Raw genomic sequence first — 19,235 nt, 5'->3', positions numbered from 1 at the left:
TCAGGCGACTTCGACGCTCGACTCCTCGCCGAGAACTCGGAACTCGGTGCCGTCGGCAGCCATTTCCGAATAGCGACCGTAGAAAATACCTGTGGCTTCGTCGCGGATGATCGCTTGATGGATGGGAACCGCGACGCGCGGCGCTACCGCACGGAGGTAGTCGATGGCCTCCGAGATCTTGAGCCACGGTGCGGCGGCGGGGAGGGCAAGAACGTCGACCGTCTGTTCGGGGACGAAGAGGGAATCGCCGGGGTGCATGAACTGCGCCGGGTTGCTCGCGTCGCCGAGGAGGAACGCGGTGTTGTCGATCATCGGTAGGTCCGGATGGATGATCGCGTGCTCTCCGCCCGCTCCGGTCACCTCGACGTCACCGATGCTGAACCGGTCGCCCGGGCGGACTCCGGTCCAGCGTCCACCGAGCTTTTCCGCCGTCTGCGGATCGCTGTAGAGCACGGCGTCGGGGTTGGCTTCGGCCAGTTCGGGCAGGCGCGCGGGGTCGGCATGATCGGGGTGTTGATGTGTCACGAGGATGGCGTCGAGGCCGGTGATGCCTTCGAACCCGTGCGAGAAGTTGCCGGGATCGAAGAGGATCTTCGATCCGTTCAACTCCACGAGAACACAGGAATGGCCAAAATGTGTCAGTCGCATGATTTCGAGTATGCGCCGCCCTGAAGGGACTCGCAGGCGGCTCTCGCGGGTGTTGGCCGTCACGCCCCGATCACTCGATGCGAACCATCTCGGGTACGCCCGGTAAACTGGCCATCACCCGAGCGTTTCACTCCGGGTTCGCGCACTAGTACCGAGGAGCAGCACGTGGCCCGTGTCGTCGTCGAAGTCATGCCCAAGGCCGAGATTCTCGACCCCCAGGGACAGGCAATTGTCGGGGCACTGTCTCGCCTGGGCTTTGCAGGAGTATCCGATGTCCGTCAGGGCAAGCGGTTCGAGTTGGAGATCGACGGCAGTGTCGAAGACGCCGAACTCGAGAAGATCGCCGAAGGCCTGCTGGCCAACACGGTGATCGAGGATTGGACCGTCAGGCGAGTCGAGGCATGAGCGCACGTATCGGGGTAATCACGTTCCCGGGCACGCTCGACGACATCGACGCAGCCCGGGCTGTGAACCTGGCCGGCGGTGAAGCTGTCGAACTCTGGCACGGCGACGCAGACCTCAAGGGTGTCGACGCGGTTGTCGTTCCCGGTGGATTCTCCTACGGCGACTACCTTCGCTGCGGCGCAATCGCACGTTTTGCTCCCGCGATGGGCAAGGTTGTCGAAGCAGCCAAGGGCGGCATGCCGGTCCTGGGCATCTGCAACGGTTTCCAGATCCTCTGCGAGGCAGGTTTGCTCCCCGGTGCCCTGACCCGTAACCAGGGTCTGCACTTCATCTGCCGCGACGAGTGGTTGACGGTCGAAGCCAACAACACGGCGTGGTCCTCACGCTACGAGGCCGGCGCCCAGATCCTCATCCCCCTCAAGTCGGGTGAAGGTCGCTTCCAGGCGTCCGAGAAGGTTCTCGACGAACTCGAGGGCGAAGGCCGCGTCGTCTTCCGTTACTCGGAGGAGAACCCCAACGGTTCGCAGCGTCGCATCGCCGGCATCTCTTCGGCCAACGGCCGCGTCGTCGGTTTGATGCCGCACCCCGAGCACGCCACCGAGGCTCTCACCGGTCCCAGTGACGACGGATTGGGCTTGTTCTACTCGGCACTCGACGCGATCGTCACTGCCTGATCGCCTGCTGATTTTCACCACTGAACGCCGACCGGAAATCCGGTCGGCGTTCAGTCGTACGTGGGCCCGGTAACCAGGGCTACTGGCTGTAGGAACTGAGGAAGTTGCCGAGTCGCTCGAGAGCGGTCGAGAGATCGTCGGTGTTGGGTAGAGTCACCAACCGGAAGTGATCGGGTTCGATCCAATTGAATGCGCGACCGTGGCTGACCAGGATCTTCTCCGACTCCAGTAGATCGAGAACGAACCTCTCGTCGTCGACGATGCCGAACTTGTCGACGTCGAGCTTGGGGAACAGGTACAGCGCCCCGTCGGCCTGTTGGCAACTGATTCCGTCGATGCTGTTGAGCGTGCTGTGCGCGAGATCGCGCTGCGCTGTCAGCCGGCCTTGTGGAAGCAACAGGTCCTCGATGGACTGGCGCCCGCCGAGTGCGGTCTGGATCGCGTGCTGCGCCGGAACGTTGGCACACATTCGCATGTTGGCCAGCAGTTTGATGCCTTCGATGAAACTCGACGCCCGCTCCAGTGGTCCGGTGATTGCCAGCCATCCTGCTCGGAACCCGCAGACGCGGTAGGCCTTGGACAGCCCCGAGTACGTCAGACACAGGACGTCTCGCCCTGTCATCGACGCAAGGTTTGTCATGGATCGGCCGTCGTAGACGATCTTTTCGTAGATTTCGTCGGCGAAGAGCATCAGATCGTGTCTGCGCGCGATGTCCACGAAGCGTTGCAGCACCTCCGTCGAGTAGACGGCGCCCGTCGGATTGTTGGGATTGATGACGACAATCCCTCGGGTACGGGGAGAGATCCGAGCCTCCAGATCGTCGAAGTCCGGTGCCCAGCCCTGGCTTTCATCGGTGAGGTAGTGGACCGGCGTGCCGCCGGCAAGTGAAACCGAAGCCGTCCACAAGGGGTAATCGGGAGCGGGAATCAGGATCTCGTCCTCGGGATTGCAGAGCGCCTGCATCGTCAGCGTGATCAGTTCGGAGACGCCGTTTCCGAGATAGATCTCGTCGACGGTGACATCGGTGATACCCCGCGTCTGGTAGTACTGCACCACCGCGGTGCGCGCCGAATACAGTCCGCGAGAATCGCAATATCCCTGCGCGGTAGGGAGATTGCGGATCATGGCCATCATGATTTCGTCCGGAGCTTCGAATCCGAAGGGGGCCGGATTGCCGACGTTGAGTCGCAGGATCGTGTGTCCTTGATCCTCGAGTTCTTCGGTCTTGTCGAGAATTCGCCCTCTGATGTCGTACCTGACATTCTCGAGCTTGCGGGCCTGATCGATGGGTGTGTTCACGCGGTTACGTACCTCTTCCGGTTCGGTTGGGCGAGTTGTGTTTCAGATGAGAAGGGCGCCTCAGTGTTCAGCTCTGGAAATGGACATTGATTCGCGATAGCGCTAGCGTCGGCGGGAGAGTAGCGCTACTATGTTTCGACATGTCCAATGATAGCAGTTCGAGGATCGTCGCAGCCTTGCGTGAATGGATCGCGACGGCTCCTCCCGGCGCGAAGCTTCCGTCCACTCGGTCGCTCGTGAGCCTGCACGGGGCCAGTCCCGTCACCGTGCAGAAGGCGCTGCGAACGCTGGTATCTCAGGGAGTCGTAGAGGCTCGACCCGGAGTGGGAACCTTCGTACGCGCTGCGCGCGTCGTGCGACCCAACGATTACGGGTGGCAGACAGCGGCGCTCGGATCGCCGAATCATCGGCTGCAACTGCCTATTGCGCTGCAGTCCACCTCCAACGACGTGATCGCGCTGCATTCCGGCTATCCGGCCCGAGAGCTGTTGCCGGAAGGTCTGGTTCGTGCAGCCTTCACCAGGGCGACGCGAACCGACGCCGTGTTCAATCGACCCCTCGCTGCCGGGCTTCCAGAACTGCAGTCCTGGTTTGCCTCCGAATTGGGTTCCGCCACTCCTGCCGGGATCACTCCGCCGGGGCCGAACGACGTGGTTGTACTTCCCGGCAGTCAGGGTGGGCTTGCGACGTCCTTCCGTGCGTTGGTGGGGGAGGGGCGGCCGTTGCTCATGGAATCGCCGACCTACTGGGGTGCGATCCTGGCTGCCGCGCAGGCTGGAGTCACGGTCATTCCGATCTCCAGCGGCGCCAACGGTCCTGATCCTGAAGAGCTTTCGCGTGCATTCGAACAGACCGGTGCCCGTGCGTTCTATGCACAACCGAGCTTCGCGAGTCCGACGGGAGCGCTGTGGTCGCCGTCGTTGGCTGACAAGGTTCTCGATACCGTCCGTCGGCACGGCGCGTTCCTCATCGAGGACAGTTCGGCGCTCGACTTCGGAATCACCGCAGATCCCAGCCCCATCGCTGCTCGCGACGACAGTGGACACGTCGTCTACCTTCGTGCACTGACCAAGAGCGTCTCGCCGTCGGTGCGAGTTGCCGGATTGATCGCCCGAGGCCCGGCCTACGAGCGAATTCTTGCTGATACACAGGCAGATTCGATGTATGTCAGTGGGATGCTGCAAGCGGTAGCACTCGACGTCGTGACCCAGCCGGCCTGGCGCACGCACTTGCGCAGGCTTCGTCACCAACTCGAGGCCAGACGCGATCTCCTCGTGTCGAGTTTGCGCGAACATGCGCCGGACGCTCACCTCGACGCCGTACCGCAAGGCGGACTCAACCTCTGGCTGCGGCTCCCGGACACCACGAATCTCGAACGCGTGGTGCAGGACTGCCGGTCGGCCGGCGTCATCGTCGGGGCCGGCGACGATTGGTTCCCGGCGGAACCGACCGGAAAGTTCTTGCGGCTCAACTACGCCGGACCGAACCCGGGTGAGTTCCCCGACGCTGCCCGCATCATCGGCCGAGCAATCACACAACATATGTAGAACTTCACCTCGCTGGTGGTTGACCTGAACTTCCGTTGAGGTTTTATCGTCGTATCCATGAACGAACAAGCGATGCAGCCACCGGCCAATCAGCCGATCGGATTCTGGACCGCGCGTGCCGGTGAGGCGATTCGTGCGCGCACGAGGGGAGCGCTGGAAGCGGTCGGCGTCACCCAGCCGCAATGGTGGGTCCTGCACCAACTTTCGTTGCACCCTGAAGGGATGAAGCGAGCTGCCCTCCTCCGCACGATCGGTCCCAACGAATCAACTGACGTGGTCGACGCGGCCGTCGACTCTGCCCTCGATCTGGGGTGGGCGCGTGAAGACGGGGCTGTCCTTCTCCCCACTGATGCGGGCTCCCAGCAGTTCGAACGCGCCTCGCGGGTACAGCAGATGCTGCAGGAAGAGCGGATGCAGGGAATCAGCGAAGAAGAGTTCGTCACCACCATCACGGTTCTGCAGCGAACCATCAAGAACGTGGGCGGCGACGCCTGGCACTGGTAGCCGCCACTACCGCCGCCCGCTGCCGGGTAGGACGGCTTCGATCAACTCGACGGCACGGGACACACCGCCCGCCGCTGCGAGCTCTTTTGCCAACTCTGTACTGCGTCGTCGGAACTCGTCCGAGCTCACCCGAGCCAACGCCTCACGAAGCTCTGCTGCCGTGACGGTAGCGCTGTCGACGCGTACTGCGACACCGGCGTCGACCAGCGAGTCGGCGTTGCCGAACTGATCGACGGCTTGCGGCACCGCGATCATGGGTGTGCCGGTCACGAGCCCCTCGCTGGATCCGCCCATACCCGCGTGGGTCACGAACGCGTCGGCCTGCTGCAGAATCGCGAACTGCGGTACCCATCGGTGTATTTCGACGTTGTCGGGCACTGGTCCGAGATCTGAGATCTGCACCTGCTTTCCGATCTGGAGGACGACGTGCCAGCCGTCCAGCTCGCCGAAAGCCTCGACGCAGGTGCGGTAGAAATCCGGATGATCGGTGAAGGCTGAACCCAACGAAATCAACAGAAGTTTGCGGTCCGGATCCGGGTTCACCCAGGGTTGACTGCTCGGTTCGAGTGCTGGGCCGACAAACGTGTACACGTCACGGTTCACGCGATCGGCGTTGGGCTGCATCGATTCTGCGATCAGAACGATCGCACGCGGTGGGCGTCCGGTGAACTCGCGCGGGTCGACCTCGACGCCTTCGCTGCGGAAGAACCGGGCCTCCCGATCGAGCAGGTCGACGCCTCTCGGGTCGGAGCGAATCTCGTCGTACATCGGTGCGGCGTCGGCTTCGTAACCGTCCCAGGCAACGTACGTCGGCGACAGCTGGATGATGGGAACGTTCCACTGCTGAGCCAGTATTCGCGCTGGAACTCCCGCGATGTCGTAGAGGAAGAGGTCGGGACGGTCGTCGTCGTAGATTCGGCGCAGCTGCGGCAGCATCGACTCGTAGTCGTCCTGGAAAATCGTCAACTGATCGATCAGATCCCCGTCCCAACTCTTCTCCGGTTCGGCGCCGTCAGGAGAAGGAACGAGGCTGGGCAATGTGGAGACGTACGGTGCGAATACGGCCCCGGTCGCCTCGATGACCTCACGCATCGACTCGTCGTTGGCGTAGGTGACGCGGTGACCGGCGGCGACGAGACGCGCGATGATCGCCAGGCTCGGATTGACGTGGCCAGGTGCCGGAATGCTCACCATGGCGATATGTCTGCGGGTCATCGATCACTCCTGCCGTCTGACTGTTGTCGAACGACAACTGTTCTGGAACAACTCCGGATACCGGACCGAGACTATCCACCAGGATAGGTAACGGCATCTGATTTATTGTCGGGGAAGTACCGTGCACTCTCGAGTAGGACTACGCATCCGAGTGCCGGGATGGGCGAGCAGACTTCGAAGCATGAGCACACCGACAACACCTTCGAAGACCACTGCAGCCTTCTATCTTCAGGCCGGAATAGCCTTTGCCGTCAGTTTTGTCGGCACCCTCCTCGGAATTGCGTATCTTCCGATCGATGCGTGGCAACGCGGATTTCTCGGAATGTCCTTGCTGTTCCTGGTCACCAGTACGTTCACGTTGGCCAAGGTGATTCGTGATCAGCAGGAAGCGTCGACAGTCAGGGTTCGAGTGGACGAAGCTCGACTCGAGAAGTTGATCGCCGAGCACGATCCGTTCAAAGCGGCAGCCTGAAACCTGTCGGCAAGGTGAGGATCAGCGTGCTGCCGGGAGGTTGTTCGTTTCGGAGCGCCACCAGATCGCCACCGTGTGCGAGCGCGAGGCTACGCGCAATCGTGAGCCCCAAACCGGAACCGTCGGATCGATCACCGCGATGGAAACGGTCGAAGACTGATTCGAGTTCGTCTGTGGGAATTCCGTCACCGGTGTCGGTGACGGACACCGAGAGGTGCTCGCCTTCCCGCGCGAGTGTCACCGTCACCGAACCTCCGCTGGGAGTGTGCCGCAACGCGTTTTCGAGCAGGTTGGCGAGGATCTGGTCGATTCGTTGGCGATCGACCTCGGCCGTGATCGGTTGCGGAGGTAGCGCGGTCGTCAATTCGACTCCACGATCGGCGTAACGCGGCGCCGCTGCTGCCGTTGCGCTGCAAACGATGTCGTCGATATTCTCATCCCGGCGATCGAGTTCGAGAGCGTGTTCGTCGGCAGCGGAGACGTCCGCCAGATCACAAGAGAGCCGACGCAGTCTTTCGAGTTGATCGCGCATGACCGACCACGAAGAGGAGTCCGCGGGTAGGACGCCATCCTCGATGCCGTCCACGTACGCAGCCAAAGTCGATACCGGAGTGCGTAATTCGTGGGCAAGATCGGCAAGCAGGCGTTTGCGGACCCGATCCGAATGATCAAGGCGTGCCGCCATGTCGGCAAAGGCAGTTTCGAGACGCGTGAAATCGGCATCTACGCCGGACCGGCCGATAGTCACGTCGAAGTTCCCGTCGGCGACGCTTTGCGCCGCCTCCGCCAGCGTTGAGATCGGGGCGGTGATGCGTCGGACGATGTAGACCGCGGCGATGCCGGCGCCCACCAGTGCGACTGCAATCCCGCACAACAGAGCGATGGTCATCGTCTGAGCGAAAGCTTCTTCGGTGTGGGTACGGACGTTCGAGTCTTCGATGCCGGCCATCATGAGGTGGTTGTGAAAGAGCGGGGCAGCGACGGCAATGGCGACTGCGGCGATGGCGAGGCAGGAGACGAACAGAACGACAAGCTGCGCGAGCAGCAGTTTTCCGCGTAACCCGAGTTTGTTCATGACGACCGCGTTCATGACGACCTCAGGGAGTATCCGACGCCCCTGACGGTCCTGATGAACCGAGGATCGGTCGCGTCGTCGCCGAGTTTGCGGCGTAACGCACGGACATGGACGTCGACGATGTGCTGGTCCCCGAACCAGGACGACCCCCACACCGAGGTGATGATCTCGGCCCGACTCCAGACAGCGTCGGGTCGGGATGCGAGTGCGGACAACAGAGTGAACTCGGTGGGAGTGAGATCGACCAGGGCGTCGTCCACACGAACCGTGCGGGACAGGACGTCGATGTCGAGTCCGGGAGGCGTTGGCAGTACTTTCGGCAGCAAGCTCGACGCGCGTGGCCGTCTGAGCAGTGCTTTCACTCGCGCAACCAACTCGCGGGGGCCGAAGGGTTTGACCACGTAGTCGTCTGCGCCGGCTGCCAGCCCGGTTACCTTGTCCGACTCGTCACCGCGGGCGGAGAGCATCAGGACATACACGTCGGAAAACGTGCGGATCCGCCGGCAGACTTCCAGACCGTCGAAGCCCGGAAGCATCAGGTCGAGCACGATCAGTGCGGGCTCGAAGTCGCGCACCGAACGTACTGCGCTCGGCCCGTCGTGGGCGAGGCGCACGGTGAATCCCTCGCGTGTCAGATAATTGGCGACAACCTTCGCAAGGGCAGTCTCGTCGTCGACGACAAGAACACGCCCCGGTTCCTCACCAGGTCGTAGTTCGGCGCTCATCGAACCGAGGTTAGTCGACTGCGTGTCTGCATTTCTGTCGCGAGGTGATTTCCGTTCGACTGTGAAGATTCGATGAAGGAAGCCTGTTTGGGCCGGTTATCGGGCTTCGAGGCGGATTTCCGCCGGTAACGTGGCAACTGTGCATTTGCAGCACTGTCGTCAAATCAATTGTGGTGCAGTGCATATCGAACAGAATCAACTCTCGGGAGTGAAAACATGTCTTTGACGGTCAGGAAGAGCGCCACGCGGTTCGTTCCGGTTGTGGCAGCGGCAGCACTGTTGATTGCCGGATGCTCGGACAACTCCGGGGAGAGTGTCAACCATTCTTCCGAAACAACCAGCGTCGCAGCACAGTCGGAGATTCCCGCGGGTGTCAATGCCGCCGACATCGAGTTTCTCGAAGGGATGTACCCGCATCACGCGCAGGCATTGGACATGGCCAGAATGGTCGACGGTCGAACCGACAATCCGGAACTTCTCTCGCTTGCAGCGCAGATAGAGGCAGCGCAAGGCCCGGAAATGGCTCAGATGACCGAATTCCTGACGAAGTGGGGACGCCCCGATCCTTCGTCGAGTTCGATGGAGGGCATGGATGATTCGGCGCATGCGGGACACGGCGTCGGGATGGCCGAGATGCCGGGCATGATGTCGGCCGACGACATGGCCGCCCTCACCGACGCCAGTGGCGCGGAGTTCGACAAGTTGTGGTTGACGATGATGATCGAGCACCACAAGGGTGCCATCACCATGTCCCAGACCGAGCTCGACAACGGGCTCGATCCATCGGCGGAGAAGATGGCAGAAGCTATCATCGCCGGTCAGCAGGCGGAAATCACTCAGATGGAAGCGATGTTGAAGGGGAGTTGAGCGATTGACGTTGGCCGCGTGACCTTGCTCGGTGGCTGAGCCGGGCATACGTTCGAGGCTGATGGCTTGACCGCTGCAGTGCCGGAATCACACGCGAGGGGATGACCGCCACATGGATCACAGTCAGATGGACCATAGCGAGATGGACCACAGCCAGATGAACCACAGTCAGATGGAGCATGGGGCCCACGGTGGTCACGGGGATCACGTCGCACAGTTCCGGACGTTGTTCGCAGTCATGCTGGTAATCGCAGTTCCGGTTGTTGCGGCAGATGCGATGTTCGCTGATCTGGTCGGGTACACCCTTCCGGAAAACTCTCTGGTGGAATGGATCTCGCCGGTACTCGGCACGGTGATGTACTTCTGGGGCGGCAAGCCGTTCCTCACCGGCGCTGTCGCCGAAATACGTTCTCGGCAACCCGGAATGATGCTTCTGATCGCACTTGCCATCACCGTTGCCTTCTTCGCGTCTTGGGCTGCAAGTCTGCACTGGGTGGATCACACTCTTGATTTCTGGTGGGAGCTCGCGCTCCTGATCGTGATCATGTTGTTGGGTCACTGGATCGAGATGCGTTCGCTCAGTCAGACTTCGAGCGCCTTGGACTCTCTTGCCGCTTTGCTTCCCGACGAGGCCGAACGGGTGGTGGGGGAGTCGGTGGAAACCGTGCCCACCGCAGCTCTGGCTACCGGCGACCTGGTGATAGTTCGTCCCGGCGCCCGAGTTCCCTCGGACGGAACGGTCGTCGAGGGAAGCGCCGACATGGACGAATCCATGATCACGGGCGAGTCGAAGACCGTCCGCCGGACTGTCGGAGATCAGGTGGTGGCCGGCACCGTAGCCACCGACTCGGCACTTCGGCTTCGAGTCACCGCTGTGGGAGAAGACACCGCGCTCGCCGGTATCCGGCGCCTGGTCGAACAGGCCCAGAACTCGTCGAGTCGTGCTCAGGTGTTGGCGGACAAGGCCGCTGCTCTGCTGTTCTGGTACGCACTGGGCGCGGCAGTGCTGACCGCGATCGCCTGGAGTATCTGGGGCACACCCGAGAGCGCAGTCACCCGGACGATCACCGTTCTGGTGATCGCCTGCCCGCACGCGCTCGGGTTGGCGATTCCGCTGGTCGTCTCCATCGCGACGGAACGGGCAGCTCGGGCTGGGATTCTGATCACCGACCGCATGGCCCTCGAGGCGATGCGCAACGTAGACACCGTTCTCTTCGACAAGACCGGCACTCTCACCAAGGGGGAGCCCGCAGTGGTCGGCGTACGCGGTGTCGACGGGTATTCCGATGATGACGTGCTCAGCGCGGCAGCTGCCGTCGAGTTCGACAGCGAACATCCACTCGGCCGCGCCGTCGTCGCAGCGGCGCGGGAGTTGTCGCTCGACTTCACTTCGGGTTCCGACTTTCAGGCGCACAACGGGATCGGGGTTGCTGCGAACGTCGCCGGTGCACGCGTCGGTGTCGGCGGACCGGGGATGTTGAGATCGGTCGGGGCCACAGCGATCCCGGGGACCGAAGAGTGGCTGAGTGACGGGTCGACCGTCCTGCATGTAGTGCGTGACGAGAAGGTGATCGGTGCATTGGCATTGGCCGACGAGATTCGCCCGGAATCTGCATTGGCCGTCGACGCCCTCCACGCTCGCGGTGTGCGCGTGGCCATGGTCACCGGAGACGCGGAGGCCGTGGCCCATTCGGTGGCTCGCAGGCTCGGGATCGACGAAGTTTTCGCCGAGGTGCTTCCGCAGGACAAGGGAGCACAGGTATCTCGCCTTCAGGCTGCGGGCCACCGCGTGGCGATGGTCGGTGACGGGGTCAACGATGCGCCGGCACTTGCCCAGGCGGATGTGGGTATCGCGATCGGTGCCGGAACCGACGTGGCGATAGCGTCGGCGGGAGTTGTTCTGGCCAGCGATGATCCGCGTTCGGTGAGCTCGGTCATCGAGCTGTCCCGCGCCACCTACCGGAAGATGGTTCAGAACCTCTGGTGGGCAGCGGGATACAACGCGATCTCGGTTCCCCTCGCTGCGGGAGTACTGGCGCCCGTCGGGTTCGTGCTGCCGATGGAGGTCGGAGCAATCCTGATGTCGGTGTCCACTGTGGTCGTTGCCGCGAATGCTCAGTTGCTGCGCCGCTTGGACTTGCGGCAACCACCGGTGACCGCGCTCGAGTCGAGAGTGCTCACACCGCAGTAGTGAGCGGATGAAGGCGGACTACTGTCGGCTCAGGAACGGAATGAGCGCACGCAGCACAGCTTCGGAGTCCGCGACCGCGCTCGCGTGATCAGCCCCCTCGATCACGGCCAAAGCACTGTCCGGAATCATGGACTCCAGATGCTCGGTATCCGGCAGGCGCTCGCGATCTCTCGATCCGACGAACAACAAAGTCGGCGTGGCGATCCGGCGAAGCACGGCGTCGTCGATGCCCTGCTCCTTCTCCGCACGCCGCATGTAAGCCGCGAGTGCGAGGGGATCGTTGATTCGAAAGGCAGTCGCGGTCTGAGGATCCACCGGTTTGCCGCGTCTCGCGCCCCAACCGGTCAGAAATCCTTCGATACCGCCGCTTTCGAGTGCGTCGATGCAGCCTGGGAAGAACAATGCGTCGAACGCGCCCGTCATCGGTCGGCTACTACCGCCTCCGACGGTCAACGATCGCACCCGTTCGGAGTGCTCGACAGTCAGCGACATCACCGAGCGCCCGCCGAACGAGTATCCGAGGACGTGAGCCGGTTCGAACGGAGACTCCGTGTCGAGGATCTCCAGGAGATCGCCGACCACCAGATCCATTGCATACGAATCGGAGTCGTGTGGTTTGTCGCTGCGTCCGTGACCCCGCATGTCGACGAGAATCAGACGATACTGTTCCTGGAGCGCCTTGACGTACCCGAAGCCACGCCAGATGGAGCGAGACAACGCAGTGCCGTGCACCATCAACAGGGGTGGGCCGTCGCCCACGATCTGATAGGTGATCCGCGCACCGTCCACCGGATTTCTCACATCGTGCAACACCCGTCCAGTATGGGTGCCAGTTACTACGCACGTGAACTCGAGTAGCCGACCGGAGCCATTTCGACGGATGCCGGGAACTTTCACGAACAGTCGAGCAATCAACTCGGCTTCCCTCAGAGCTACCGGTCACCGCCCGGCCGGTCAGCACCCACTGTGCCAAGCAGTGCATCGGTGACGGGGTCTGCCGTGCTGACGCCTGCGGCTATGCCCCGAAGCAGAGCCTCGAAATCAGCGGCAACGACGGTGACCTCCTCGAACTCCGGCTCTCCCCCACGGACGACCTGACCGTCCGGAGCGAGCGCCAAGTACTCGTACCCATTGCGTACCGACAGCAGAACCGGGAGGTGAGCGGACCAGAAGGCGTTGATCGCCGCGCGCTCAGCCGGCCCGGAAGCGACCGCCAGGCTCTCGTGCCGGAACGCATTCCAGGGAAACGCCTCATCGCTGATACCAACTCCACCGGCATAGTTCTCCGCCGAGAGAAACCACACCTGGTCGTCTGGACTGGCAAGTACGGAGAACGAGCTCGCCCACACGACGAGTTGATCACAAACGCCGACCAGAGGTTGCGGAACTGGGGCAGAGGCCGATCGAGTAGGTTCTTCGCGAACCCAACCTGCAATCGACAGGGCGGCGGTTGCGTCGAGGTGAAGGCACATCGCCCCACAGTAAGGCCGGACCGTCTCGCGCCGCTAGCGTCAACCGTCGGCCTACTCGGGATCGACGTCCTGAATACCATTCTCGTCCATGCTGATCCACCGCGTTATGCCGATGTCGCGCAGGAACGGCAGATCGTGACTCACCACCACCATGGCGCCGCGGAAATCGGAAAGTGCCTGCGTGAGATGGGCGAGACTCGGTAGGTCCAGATTGTTGGTCGGCTCGTCGAGAAGAAGCAGCTGAGGCGCGGGTTCGGCCAGAAGGATCGTCGCCAACGCGGCGCGCAATCGTTCACCGCCGGAGAGCGCCGATGCCAAGACGTCGGAATCCGTTCCCCGGAAAAGGAACCGTGCCAACTGCCCACGAATTTCCTCGGCCGTTGCGTGTGGCGCAGCCAATGCGACGTTGTCCGCCACCGAGAGATCCTCGTCGAACACGTCGAGACGTTGGGGGAGCGCACGAGAGGCTACGAACGGAGTCGACGCAGCGAGTGCATCGAGCAACGTCGTCTTGCCGATTCCGTTGCGTCCCAGTATCGCAATCCGCTCCGGCCCGGTGATCTGGAGCGATACCACTTGGCCGCTCCGCAACGTCACCTCGTCGAGCCGCGCAACCTGCTGCCCCGGATGAACCTCTGTAGCAGGAAGGTCCAGGCGGATCTCGCGATCGTCTCGAAGGAGTTCCTCTGCCTCCGACAGGGCAGACTTGGCCTCGTCCACCTTCCCGATATGGTTGAGGGCCAGCTTTCCGGCCGAAACTTGGGCTTGGCGTTTTCGTTCCTGCGCGATAATCAGTGGCACCCGCTTGTTCTCGAACATCTTCTGCCCATAGCGCTTACGTCGGTCCAGTTTTGTTCGAGCGTCGATCAGCTCGCGGCTCTGCTTCGCCAGATCGGCCTTGGCGTCGCGAACGGTGGCGAGTGCGTTTTCCTGCTCAGCGGTCACGACCTCCTGGTAGTGCGAGTAGTTGCCGCCGAACACGCGTAGATCCCCCCGACGTAGTTCGACCGTGTACTCCGCGGTGTCGAGCAGTTCCCGGTCGTGACTGACGATCAGTACGGTTCCCGGAAACTGTTGGACTGCAGCATGAACTCGTGATCGAGCGTCGCGGTCCAGGTTGTTGGTCGGCTCGTCGAGGAGCAGCACCTGCGGATTCTTCAGCAGCGTTGCGGTCAGGCCGAGTAGGACGGTCTCTCCGCCGGAGAGGGTGCCGACGGTTCGGCTCAGTGCCGCCGTATCCGGAACTACCTTCGCGAGGCCGAGTCGATGCAAGGTGGAGAGAGCGCTCTCCTCGATATCCCAGTTGTTGTCCACGAGTGCAAAATCGGACTCGGATCCGTCACCGGTTTCGATGCGGTGCAATGCGTTTCGTAGTTCGTGGATACCGAGGATGTCATCCACCCGAACACTCGGATCGAGTGTGATGTCCTGACGGAGGTAGCCGACCTCGCCGGAAGCGGTCACGGATCCGGATTCCGGTGAGAGCTCTCCTGCGATCAATCGCAGCAGAGTCGATTTTCCCGATCCATTGAGTCCCACGAGACCGACACGGCCACTGGGGAATACAAAGTTGGTGCGGGAAAAGACTGATTCGCCGTCCGGCCAGGTGAAAGTGAGATCCGAGAGCGACAGAGAAGAATGGGATTGGGTCATGAGTACTCCAGAGGGTGCTTGGACTGTGCGCCCGGCTCAGCAACTGCTGATGGGTGCGAGTGCCTTCGCGTAATGAACCTCTAGAGGAGCAACGGCCCGTTTCCTGTTCTGTCGGGAATGATTCGTGTTTCAGGTTAGAGCACTCGAACGATCCCGCGCAATCGAATTATTCTGTGCTGTCGGTCTCGTCGGTGTTCGGTGCTCAGATTCTTCGGGCCTTCAGATTTTCGGACCCTCGGATCTCAGATCGTCGACCTTCGACATCGCTTCTCGTAGCTCGGTGAGCCACTGTTCGCTGTGCTTGCCCGCCAACCGGACTGTCCACATGAGTGCATCTGCTCGCGAGCGAGCAACTCCCGCGTCCACCAAGGTGTCGAGAACCTTGCGTTCGGGCTGACGTAGTCGTGTCATCACCGGAACTGCGAGATGTGTGAACAGGACGGTCTTTTCGTCCAGGCGTACGCCCCAGGCGACCTTGCGTCCGTAGCGAGCCTCGGCCTCGTCCGCTATGCGCATCCGATCGGCGCGCGTGGTTTCGCGAAAGCGTGAGATCCTTCCGTCCGCGGCGGCCTCGCCACCGTCGACTGCGGGGAGTTCACCGATCACGACGATTTCTTCGCGGTCGACCTGGACGTCGGCGCTGCCGGTGAACCAGTCATCTGGAAGTCGACCGGCAAACCAGTCGGACGCATCACTCGCGTCGGGAACCGATGCCTGTTGCCAACCTCCGGGTCGGCCGAACCTGCGGTCGCCGGAGCCTTGTGAGTTCTTCATGGCGTTCTCCTCGGAAAGCTGGTGGAGCCCTGATGTGCGTTTATTGCACTGATTACATGATTACACCGATAGTCGAACCGGCGCCACAAATTCGGGCATGATCGGAGTCGTGCGCCTTCCACATGCTCGTCAGAGCTTCCGAACTTTCCGTCGTCCCATGGCTGCCGTGGCTCTGGGGGCATTGGCCGCAGGATCGGTAGTTTCCTGCAGTTCTGGCCCTGACCAGCCGAAATCAGTGGCAGAGGAGTTCGCCTCCGCACTCACATCGGATGACGTGCAGGCGGCAGCAGCCCTGACCACCGATCCGGCGGCGGCGTCGACTGCGATTTCGGCTCTGATCGAGGGGCTGGGCAAGGACGAGGGAACATTCACCGTTTCCGACGCCGCCGAGTCCGGCGATTCCGCGGGGACGTTCACGCTCGACGCGGCGTGGAAGTTCGGTGAGGGGCAGGACTGGAACTACTCGACGCAGGGAAACGCGTCGAAAAGCGGCGACAACTGGCTGATCCAGTGGGATCCGGCGCTGCTCGCCCCGGACCTGACCTCCTCGACGACGCTGCGCTACACACCCACGACAGGTGCTCCGCCGTCGGTGCTGGACGCGGCGGGCCAGCCGATCATGGAGCAGCAGGTGGTGACGCTGGTCAATCTCGATTCCGCTGCGGTTCCACCGGTGGACACGGCAGCGGTGGCGGCCCTGCTCTCGCCTGTCGCTCCGACGATCACGGCGGCATCACTGAGCGGCGATCTTGCGTCGGCAAGCGGGAAGCCGGTCACCGCAATCACTTTGCGTGCCGAGGATCTTGCACCGATCGAGGAGCGGTTGGCGGCGATTCCTGGAGTGAGCTTGGCGCCGCAGGCTCGGTTGCTCTCGGTGGACAAGACTTTGGCGTCGCCGACATTCAGTGGGTTGTCCGATCTGTGGCAGGAGGGGCAGGACAAGTCCGCAGGCTGGGCGGTGCAGCAGGTGAAGCAGAACGGAACCGTCACCACCGTCGCCGGCCAAGACGGGCCGGTTGCTCCGAACATCGCGACAACCATCGACCGACCGCTGCAACTCGCGGCCGAGAACGCGCTCGCCGGGGTTACGCAACAGGCGGCGATCGTTGCGCTGCAGCCGTCGACCGGAGCGGTGTTGGCGGTGGCCCAGAACGCCCCCGCCGACGCACAGGGCCCGATCGCGTTGACCGGCCTGTACCCGCCGGGTTCGACGTTCAAGACCGTGACGACGTCCGCGGCCCTGCAAGCCGGCGTCGCTACACCGGACACCGTTCTGGCGTGCCCGGGTACCGAGAACATCGAGGGCCGTCAGATCCCCAATGACGACGAGTTCGACCTCGGATCGGTTCCGCTGCACACCGCGTTCGCGAAGTCGTGCAACACCACCATGGCCAGGATGGCCGTCGGTCTGCCCGCCGATGCTCTGCACAAAGCGGCGCTGCAGTTCGGGCTCGGCGTCGACTACGTCACCCCCGGCCTCACGACGGTGACGGGCAACGTCCCTGACGCGAACACGCCCGCCGAACGTGTCGAGAGTGCGATCGGACAGGGCACCGTGACCGCCACGCCTTTCGGGATGGCTCTGGTGGCGGCCTCGATCGCGAACGGAACGACACCCGCGCCGATGTTGGTCAAGGGACAGGCCGGTGTCGCGGATCAGACGGTGGCCCCTGCTCCCGCGGAGGTGACCGAACAGTTGCGGGTGATGATGCGCGAGACCGTCACAGGAGGTACGGCAACGTCGTTGCAGGACATTCCGGGGCTTCTGGGCAAGACCGGTACGGCCGAAACCGAAGGTGGTCCAGCACACGGGTGGTTTGTCGGAATCAAGGGAGATCTCGCATTTGCGGTATTCATCGCGGGTGCGGACAGTTCTTCGCCTGCAGTGCAGGTAGCGGGTACTTTTCTGCGCTGAAACCTGTTTTCCGTTGCAGTTGGATCACACCGTCGTAGCTCAACCGTGACACGTTCGTAGGCATCCCGTGCTTGTTACTCGTGTGACAGAAGTAAAGAGTTACATGCATGGGGCCCGGAGGACAGCACAACCGTCGTGGAAAATATGTCGTTGCGTCGATAACTGCTGTCGTTCTGACAGTGGCGCTCGCGTCGTGTGTCATCGGTGGGGAGAAGAAATCCGACGCCGCCTCGGTGGTGGAGGACTTCGTCACCGCCCTCAACAACCACGACGCCGAAGCTGCCGCAGCGCTCACGTCGTACCCCAACGCCGCGCGGCCGTCGATCCAGCAGATGTTCGACGGACTTGCCGCCAAGTCCACCGACTTCGACGTCGCTCAGGTCATGGACCTGGGTAGCGACTCCGGACTCTTCACTCTCGACGCGTCCTGGAACTTCGGTGAAGGCAAGGACTGGAGCTACCAGTCGCAGGGTGAGGTTCGCGATCTGTCGGTCGGCTGGCGTGTGTCCTGGGACCCGTCGGTCCTCGTTCCCGACCTCGGCAACGGTCGCACCGTCTCGTACACCCGCACGGACGCAGCGCCGCCGAAGGTCGTCGACAGCACCGGCACCCTGCTCATGAACGAGCAGACCATCAACGCGATCACTCTCGACCCGGCCACCATGCCGGACCCCGTGGACACCACTCGTCGCCTCGCCACGGTGCTCGAACCTGTCGCACCGTTGGTCACTTCGGAGTCGATGTTGGCCGACCTCGCCGCCAACCCAGGCAAGCCCGTCACCGCCGTACTGCTCCGCGATCCCGACTACGCCTACCTGGAAAGCGATTTTGCGATCCCCGGCGTCGTCGTGGTCAAGACACCCAAGCTGATCGCCTCCGACCGTCGCATCAACTCGCCGTTGCTGGACCCGCTGCGGACCGTGTGGCAGGCCAATCGCGACGCCACCGCCGGCTGGGCGGTCAACCTGGTCGAGCCCAACGGATTCCCGATCAAGCAAGCCGGCTTCCAGGGTCCTCCCGGCCCCGATGTCGCCGCGACTCTCGACTCGCACGCTCAACTCGCCGCGATCGAAGCTGTCGTCAGTGCAGGTACTCCCGCGGCCATCGTGGCGATCCGCCCGTCGGACGGTGCCATTCTGGCTGCAGCACAGAACAATCAGGCCATCGAACAGGGCCCGATCGCCTTCACCGGGTTACGCCCGGCCGGCGGCGCACTCGATCTGGTCCGTCTCGCATCGTCGATGCAGAACGGCGTCGACCCCGGCAGCGTGTCAGCCGAGCAGTTGGCCGACACCGGGCAGCAGCTCGGACTCGGCAACGGCTTCCACATTCAGGGACTCGAACAGCAGACAGCAGTGCTTGCCGCGAACCGTCCCGGCGTGGACCAGGCGATGAACAACGTCATGGCCAACAAGACGTCCAACGACGCGAGCGCGCCGACAGTGACTCCGTTCGGAATGGCGATGCTCGCGGCATCGATCGCCCGCGGCAGTGCCCCGCTGCCGATGATGGTCTTCGGACAACCGGCAACCGCCGACGTCGCGCCGACGGCATTGCCCGGCGACGTGAACAATCGTCTGCGTGACGCCATGCGAGGCGCCGGCGGACTGGCTGGGTACCCGGACATGATGGCGGCCGGCGCAGCGAGCGGTGACGATCGCTGGTTCTACGGAGCGCGCGGAGACTTCGCGTTTGCAGTGTTCGTCGCAGACGCCGACGGCGGTGATCGAGCAATGCAGATGACGGACAAGCTCTTCCAGGAACTCGGCAAGCCTGCCGACAAGTAGTACCAAGCACC

Annotated in this window: 18 protein-coding genes; 9 read left to right on the top strand and 9 right to left on the bottom strand. The window is 62.7% G+C overall.

All coding sequences use genetic code 11. The features are described from left to right. Positions 1 to 648, bottom strand: coding sequence for an MBL fold metallo-hydrolase (locus tag ABWI03_RS11625; protein ID WP_095971412.1), 648 nt, complete (start codon positions 646 to 648; stop codon positions 1 to 3). Positions 649 to 813: 165 nt separating this feature from the next. Between ABWI03_RS11625 and purS the strand changes: the two genes are divergently transcribed. After that, complete coding sequence (gene purS / locus ABWI03_RS11620; protein WP_003945817.1) at positions 814 to 1,053, top strand: phosphoribosylformylglycinamidine synthase subunit PurS; 240 nt, start codon at positions 814 to 816, stop codon at positions 1,051 to 1,053. After that, positions 1,050 to 1,727, top strand: coding sequence for a phosphoribosylformylglycinamidine synthase subunit PurQ (gene purQ / locus ABWI03_RS11615; RefSeq protein WP_050655460.1), 678 nt, complete (start codon positions 1,050 to 1,052; stop codon positions 1,725 to 1,727). The genes purS and purQ overlap by 4 nt, the downstream gene beginning before the upstream one ends. 79 nt (positions 1,728 to 1,806) lie before the next feature. Here the strand turns inward: purQ and ABWI03_RS11610 are convergent, their stop codons facing one another. Beyond that, the gene (locus ABWI03_RS11610) at positions 1,807 to 3,027 is read right to left on the bottom strand and encodes a pyridoxal phosphate-dependent aminotransferase (protein WP_283376627.1); all 1,221 of its coding nucleotides are present in this window, start codon (positions 3,025 to 3,027) and stop codon (positions 1,807 to 1,809) included. Positions 3,028 to 3,167: 140 nt separating this feature from the next. Between ABWI03_RS11610 and ABWI03_RS11605 the strand changes: the two genes are divergently transcribed. Next, positions 3,168 to 4,574, top strand: coding sequence for an aminotransferase-like domain-containing protein (locus ABWI03_RS11605; protein WP_283376628.1), 1,407 nt, complete (start codon positions 3,168 to 3,170; stop codon positions 4,572 to 4,574). A gap of 57 nt (positions 4,575 to 4,631) precedes the next feature. Beyond that, positions 4,632 to 5,078, top strand: a complete 447-nt coding sequence (locus tag ABWI03_RS11600) for a MarR family winged helix-turn-helix transcriptional regulator (protein WP_283376629.1) — start codon at positions 4,632 to 4,634, stop codon at positions 5,076 to 5,078. Between the two features lie 6 nt (positions 5,079 to 5,084). On the opposite strand, the gene ABWI03_RS11595 is transcribed toward ABWI03_RS11600, so the two are convergent. Then, positions 5,085 to 6,293 carry a macrolide family glycosyltransferase gene (locus ABWI03_RS11595; protein ID WP_283376630.1) on the bottom strand — a complete coding sequence of 403 codons (1,209 nt, stop codon included), beginning with the start codon at positions 6,291 to 6,293 and terminating at the stop codon, positions 5,085 to 5,087. 181 nt (positions 6,294 to 6,474) lie between these two features. Between ABWI03_RS11595 and ABWI03_RS11590 the strand changes: the two genes are divergently transcribed. Next, positions 6,475 to 6,765, top strand: coding sequence for a YiaA/YiaB family inner membrane protein (locus tag ABWI03_RS11590; RefSeq protein ID WP_003945505.1), 291 nt, complete (start codon positions 6,475 to 6,477; stop codon positions 6,763 to 6,765). On the opposite strand, the gene ABWI03_RS11585 is transcribed toward ABWI03_RS11590, so the two are convergent. Both ABWI03_RS11585 and ABWI03_RS11580 read right to left on the bottom strand, forming a co-directional pair. Beyond that, positions 6,749 to 7,855 (bottom strand): HAMP domain-containing sensor histidine kinase, encoded by a 1,107-nt coding sequence (locus tag ABWI03_RS11585; RefSeq protein ID WP_283376631.1) that lies wholly within the window; start codon positions 7,853 to 7,855, stop codon positions 6,749 to 6,751. The genes ABWI03_RS11590 and ABWI03_RS11585 overlap by 17 nt on opposite strands. Continuing rightward, positions 7,852 to 8,565: a response regulator gene (locus ABWI03_RS11580; protein WP_283376632.1), complete on the bottom strand. Its 714-nt coding sequence runs from the start codon at positions 8,563 to 8,565 to the stop codon at positions 7,852 to 7,854. The genes ABWI03_RS11585 and ABWI03_RS11580 overlap by 4 nt, the downstream gene beginning before the upstream one ends. Before the next feature lie 216 nt (positions 8,566 to 8,781). Here ABWI03_RS11580 and ABWI03_RS11575 point away from each other — a divergent pair, with 216 nt between their 5' ends. Both ABWI03_RS11575 and ABWI03_RS11570 read left to right on the top strand, forming a co-directional pair. Then, positions 8,782 to 9,432: a DUF305 domain-containing protein gene (locus tag ABWI03_RS11575; protein WP_124568767.1), complete on the top strand. Its 651-nt coding sequence runs from the start codon at positions 8,782 to 8,784 to the stop codon at positions 9,430 to 9,432. Between the two features lie 142 nt (positions 9,433 to 9,574). Continuing rightward, positions 9,575 to 11,623, top strand: coding sequence for a heavy metal translocating P-type ATPase (locus tag ABWI03_RS11570; RefSeq protein WP_283376633.1), 2,049 nt, complete (start codon positions 9,575 to 9,577; stop codon positions 11,621 to 11,623). Positions 11,624 to 11,641: 18 nt separating this feature from the next. Here the strand turns inward: ABWI03_RS11570 and ABWI03_RS11565 are convergent, their stop codons facing one another. The 4 genes from ABWI03_RS11565 to abmR all read right to left on the bottom strand — a co-directional run bounded on the left by ABWI03_RS11565 (position 11,642) and on the right by abmR (position 15,522). After that, positions 11,642 to 12,412 (bottom strand): alpha/beta fold hydrolase, encoded by a 771-nt coding sequence (locus ABWI03_RS11565; RefSeq protein ID WP_095971403.1) that lies wholly within the window; start codon positions 12,410 to 12,412, stop codon positions 11,642 to 11,644. Positions 12,413 to 12,555: 143 nt separating this feature from the next. Beyond that, a complete protein-coding gene (locus ABWI03_RS11560) occupies positions 12,556 to 13,095 on the bottom strand; it encodes a hypothetical protein (RefSeq protein ID WP_298779405.1) in 540 nt (179 codons plus the stop codon). 51 nt (positions 13,096 to 13,146) lie between these two features. Then, positions 13,147 to 14,748: an ABC-F family ATP-binding cassette domain-containing protein gene (locus ABWI03_RS11555; RefSeq protein WP_298779408.1), complete on the bottom strand. Its 1,602-nt coding sequence runs from the start codon at positions 14,746 to 14,748 to the stop codon at positions 13,147 to 13,149. Positions 14,749 to 14,967: 219 nt separating this feature from the next. Next, complete coding sequence (gene abmR, locus ABWI03_RS11550) at positions 14,968 to 15,522, bottom strand: ATP-binding transcription factor AbmR (protein ID WP_095971400.1); 555 nt, start codon at positions 15,520 to 15,522, stop codon at positions 14,968 to 14,970. Between the two features lie 157 nt (positions 15,523 to 15,679). Between abmR and ABWI03_RS11545 the strand changes: the two genes are divergently transcribed. Both ABWI03_RS11545 and ABWI03_RS11540 read left to right on the top strand, forming a co-directional pair. Beyond that, positions 15,680 to 17,437, top strand: a complete 1,758-nt coding sequence (locus ABWI03_RS11545; protein WP_166811694.1) for a penicillin-binding transpeptidase domain-containing protein — start codon at positions 15,680 to 15,682, stop codon at positions 17,435 to 17,437. A gap of 107 nt (positions 17,438 to 17,544) precedes the next feature. Next, positions 17,545 to 19,224: an NTF2-like N-terminal transpeptidase domain-containing protein gene (locus tag ABWI03_RS11540; RefSeq protein WP_166811602.1), complete on the top strand. Its 1,680-nt coding sequence runs from the start codon at positions 17,545 to 17,547 to the stop codon at positions 19,222 to 19,224. The last annotated feature ends 11 nt before the right edge of the window (positions 19,225 to 19,235 follow it).

Origin of the sequence: Rhodococcus baikonurensis, from assembly GCF_040489275.1 — a bacterium.
Lineage (GTDB): Bacteria > Actinomycetota > Actinomycetes > Mycobacteriales > Mycobacteriaceae > Rhodococcus_F > Rhodococcus_F baikonurensis.
The sequence above is the reverse complement of the archived record's forward strand: the minus strand, read 5'-3'. Positions and strand labels throughout refer to the sequence as shown.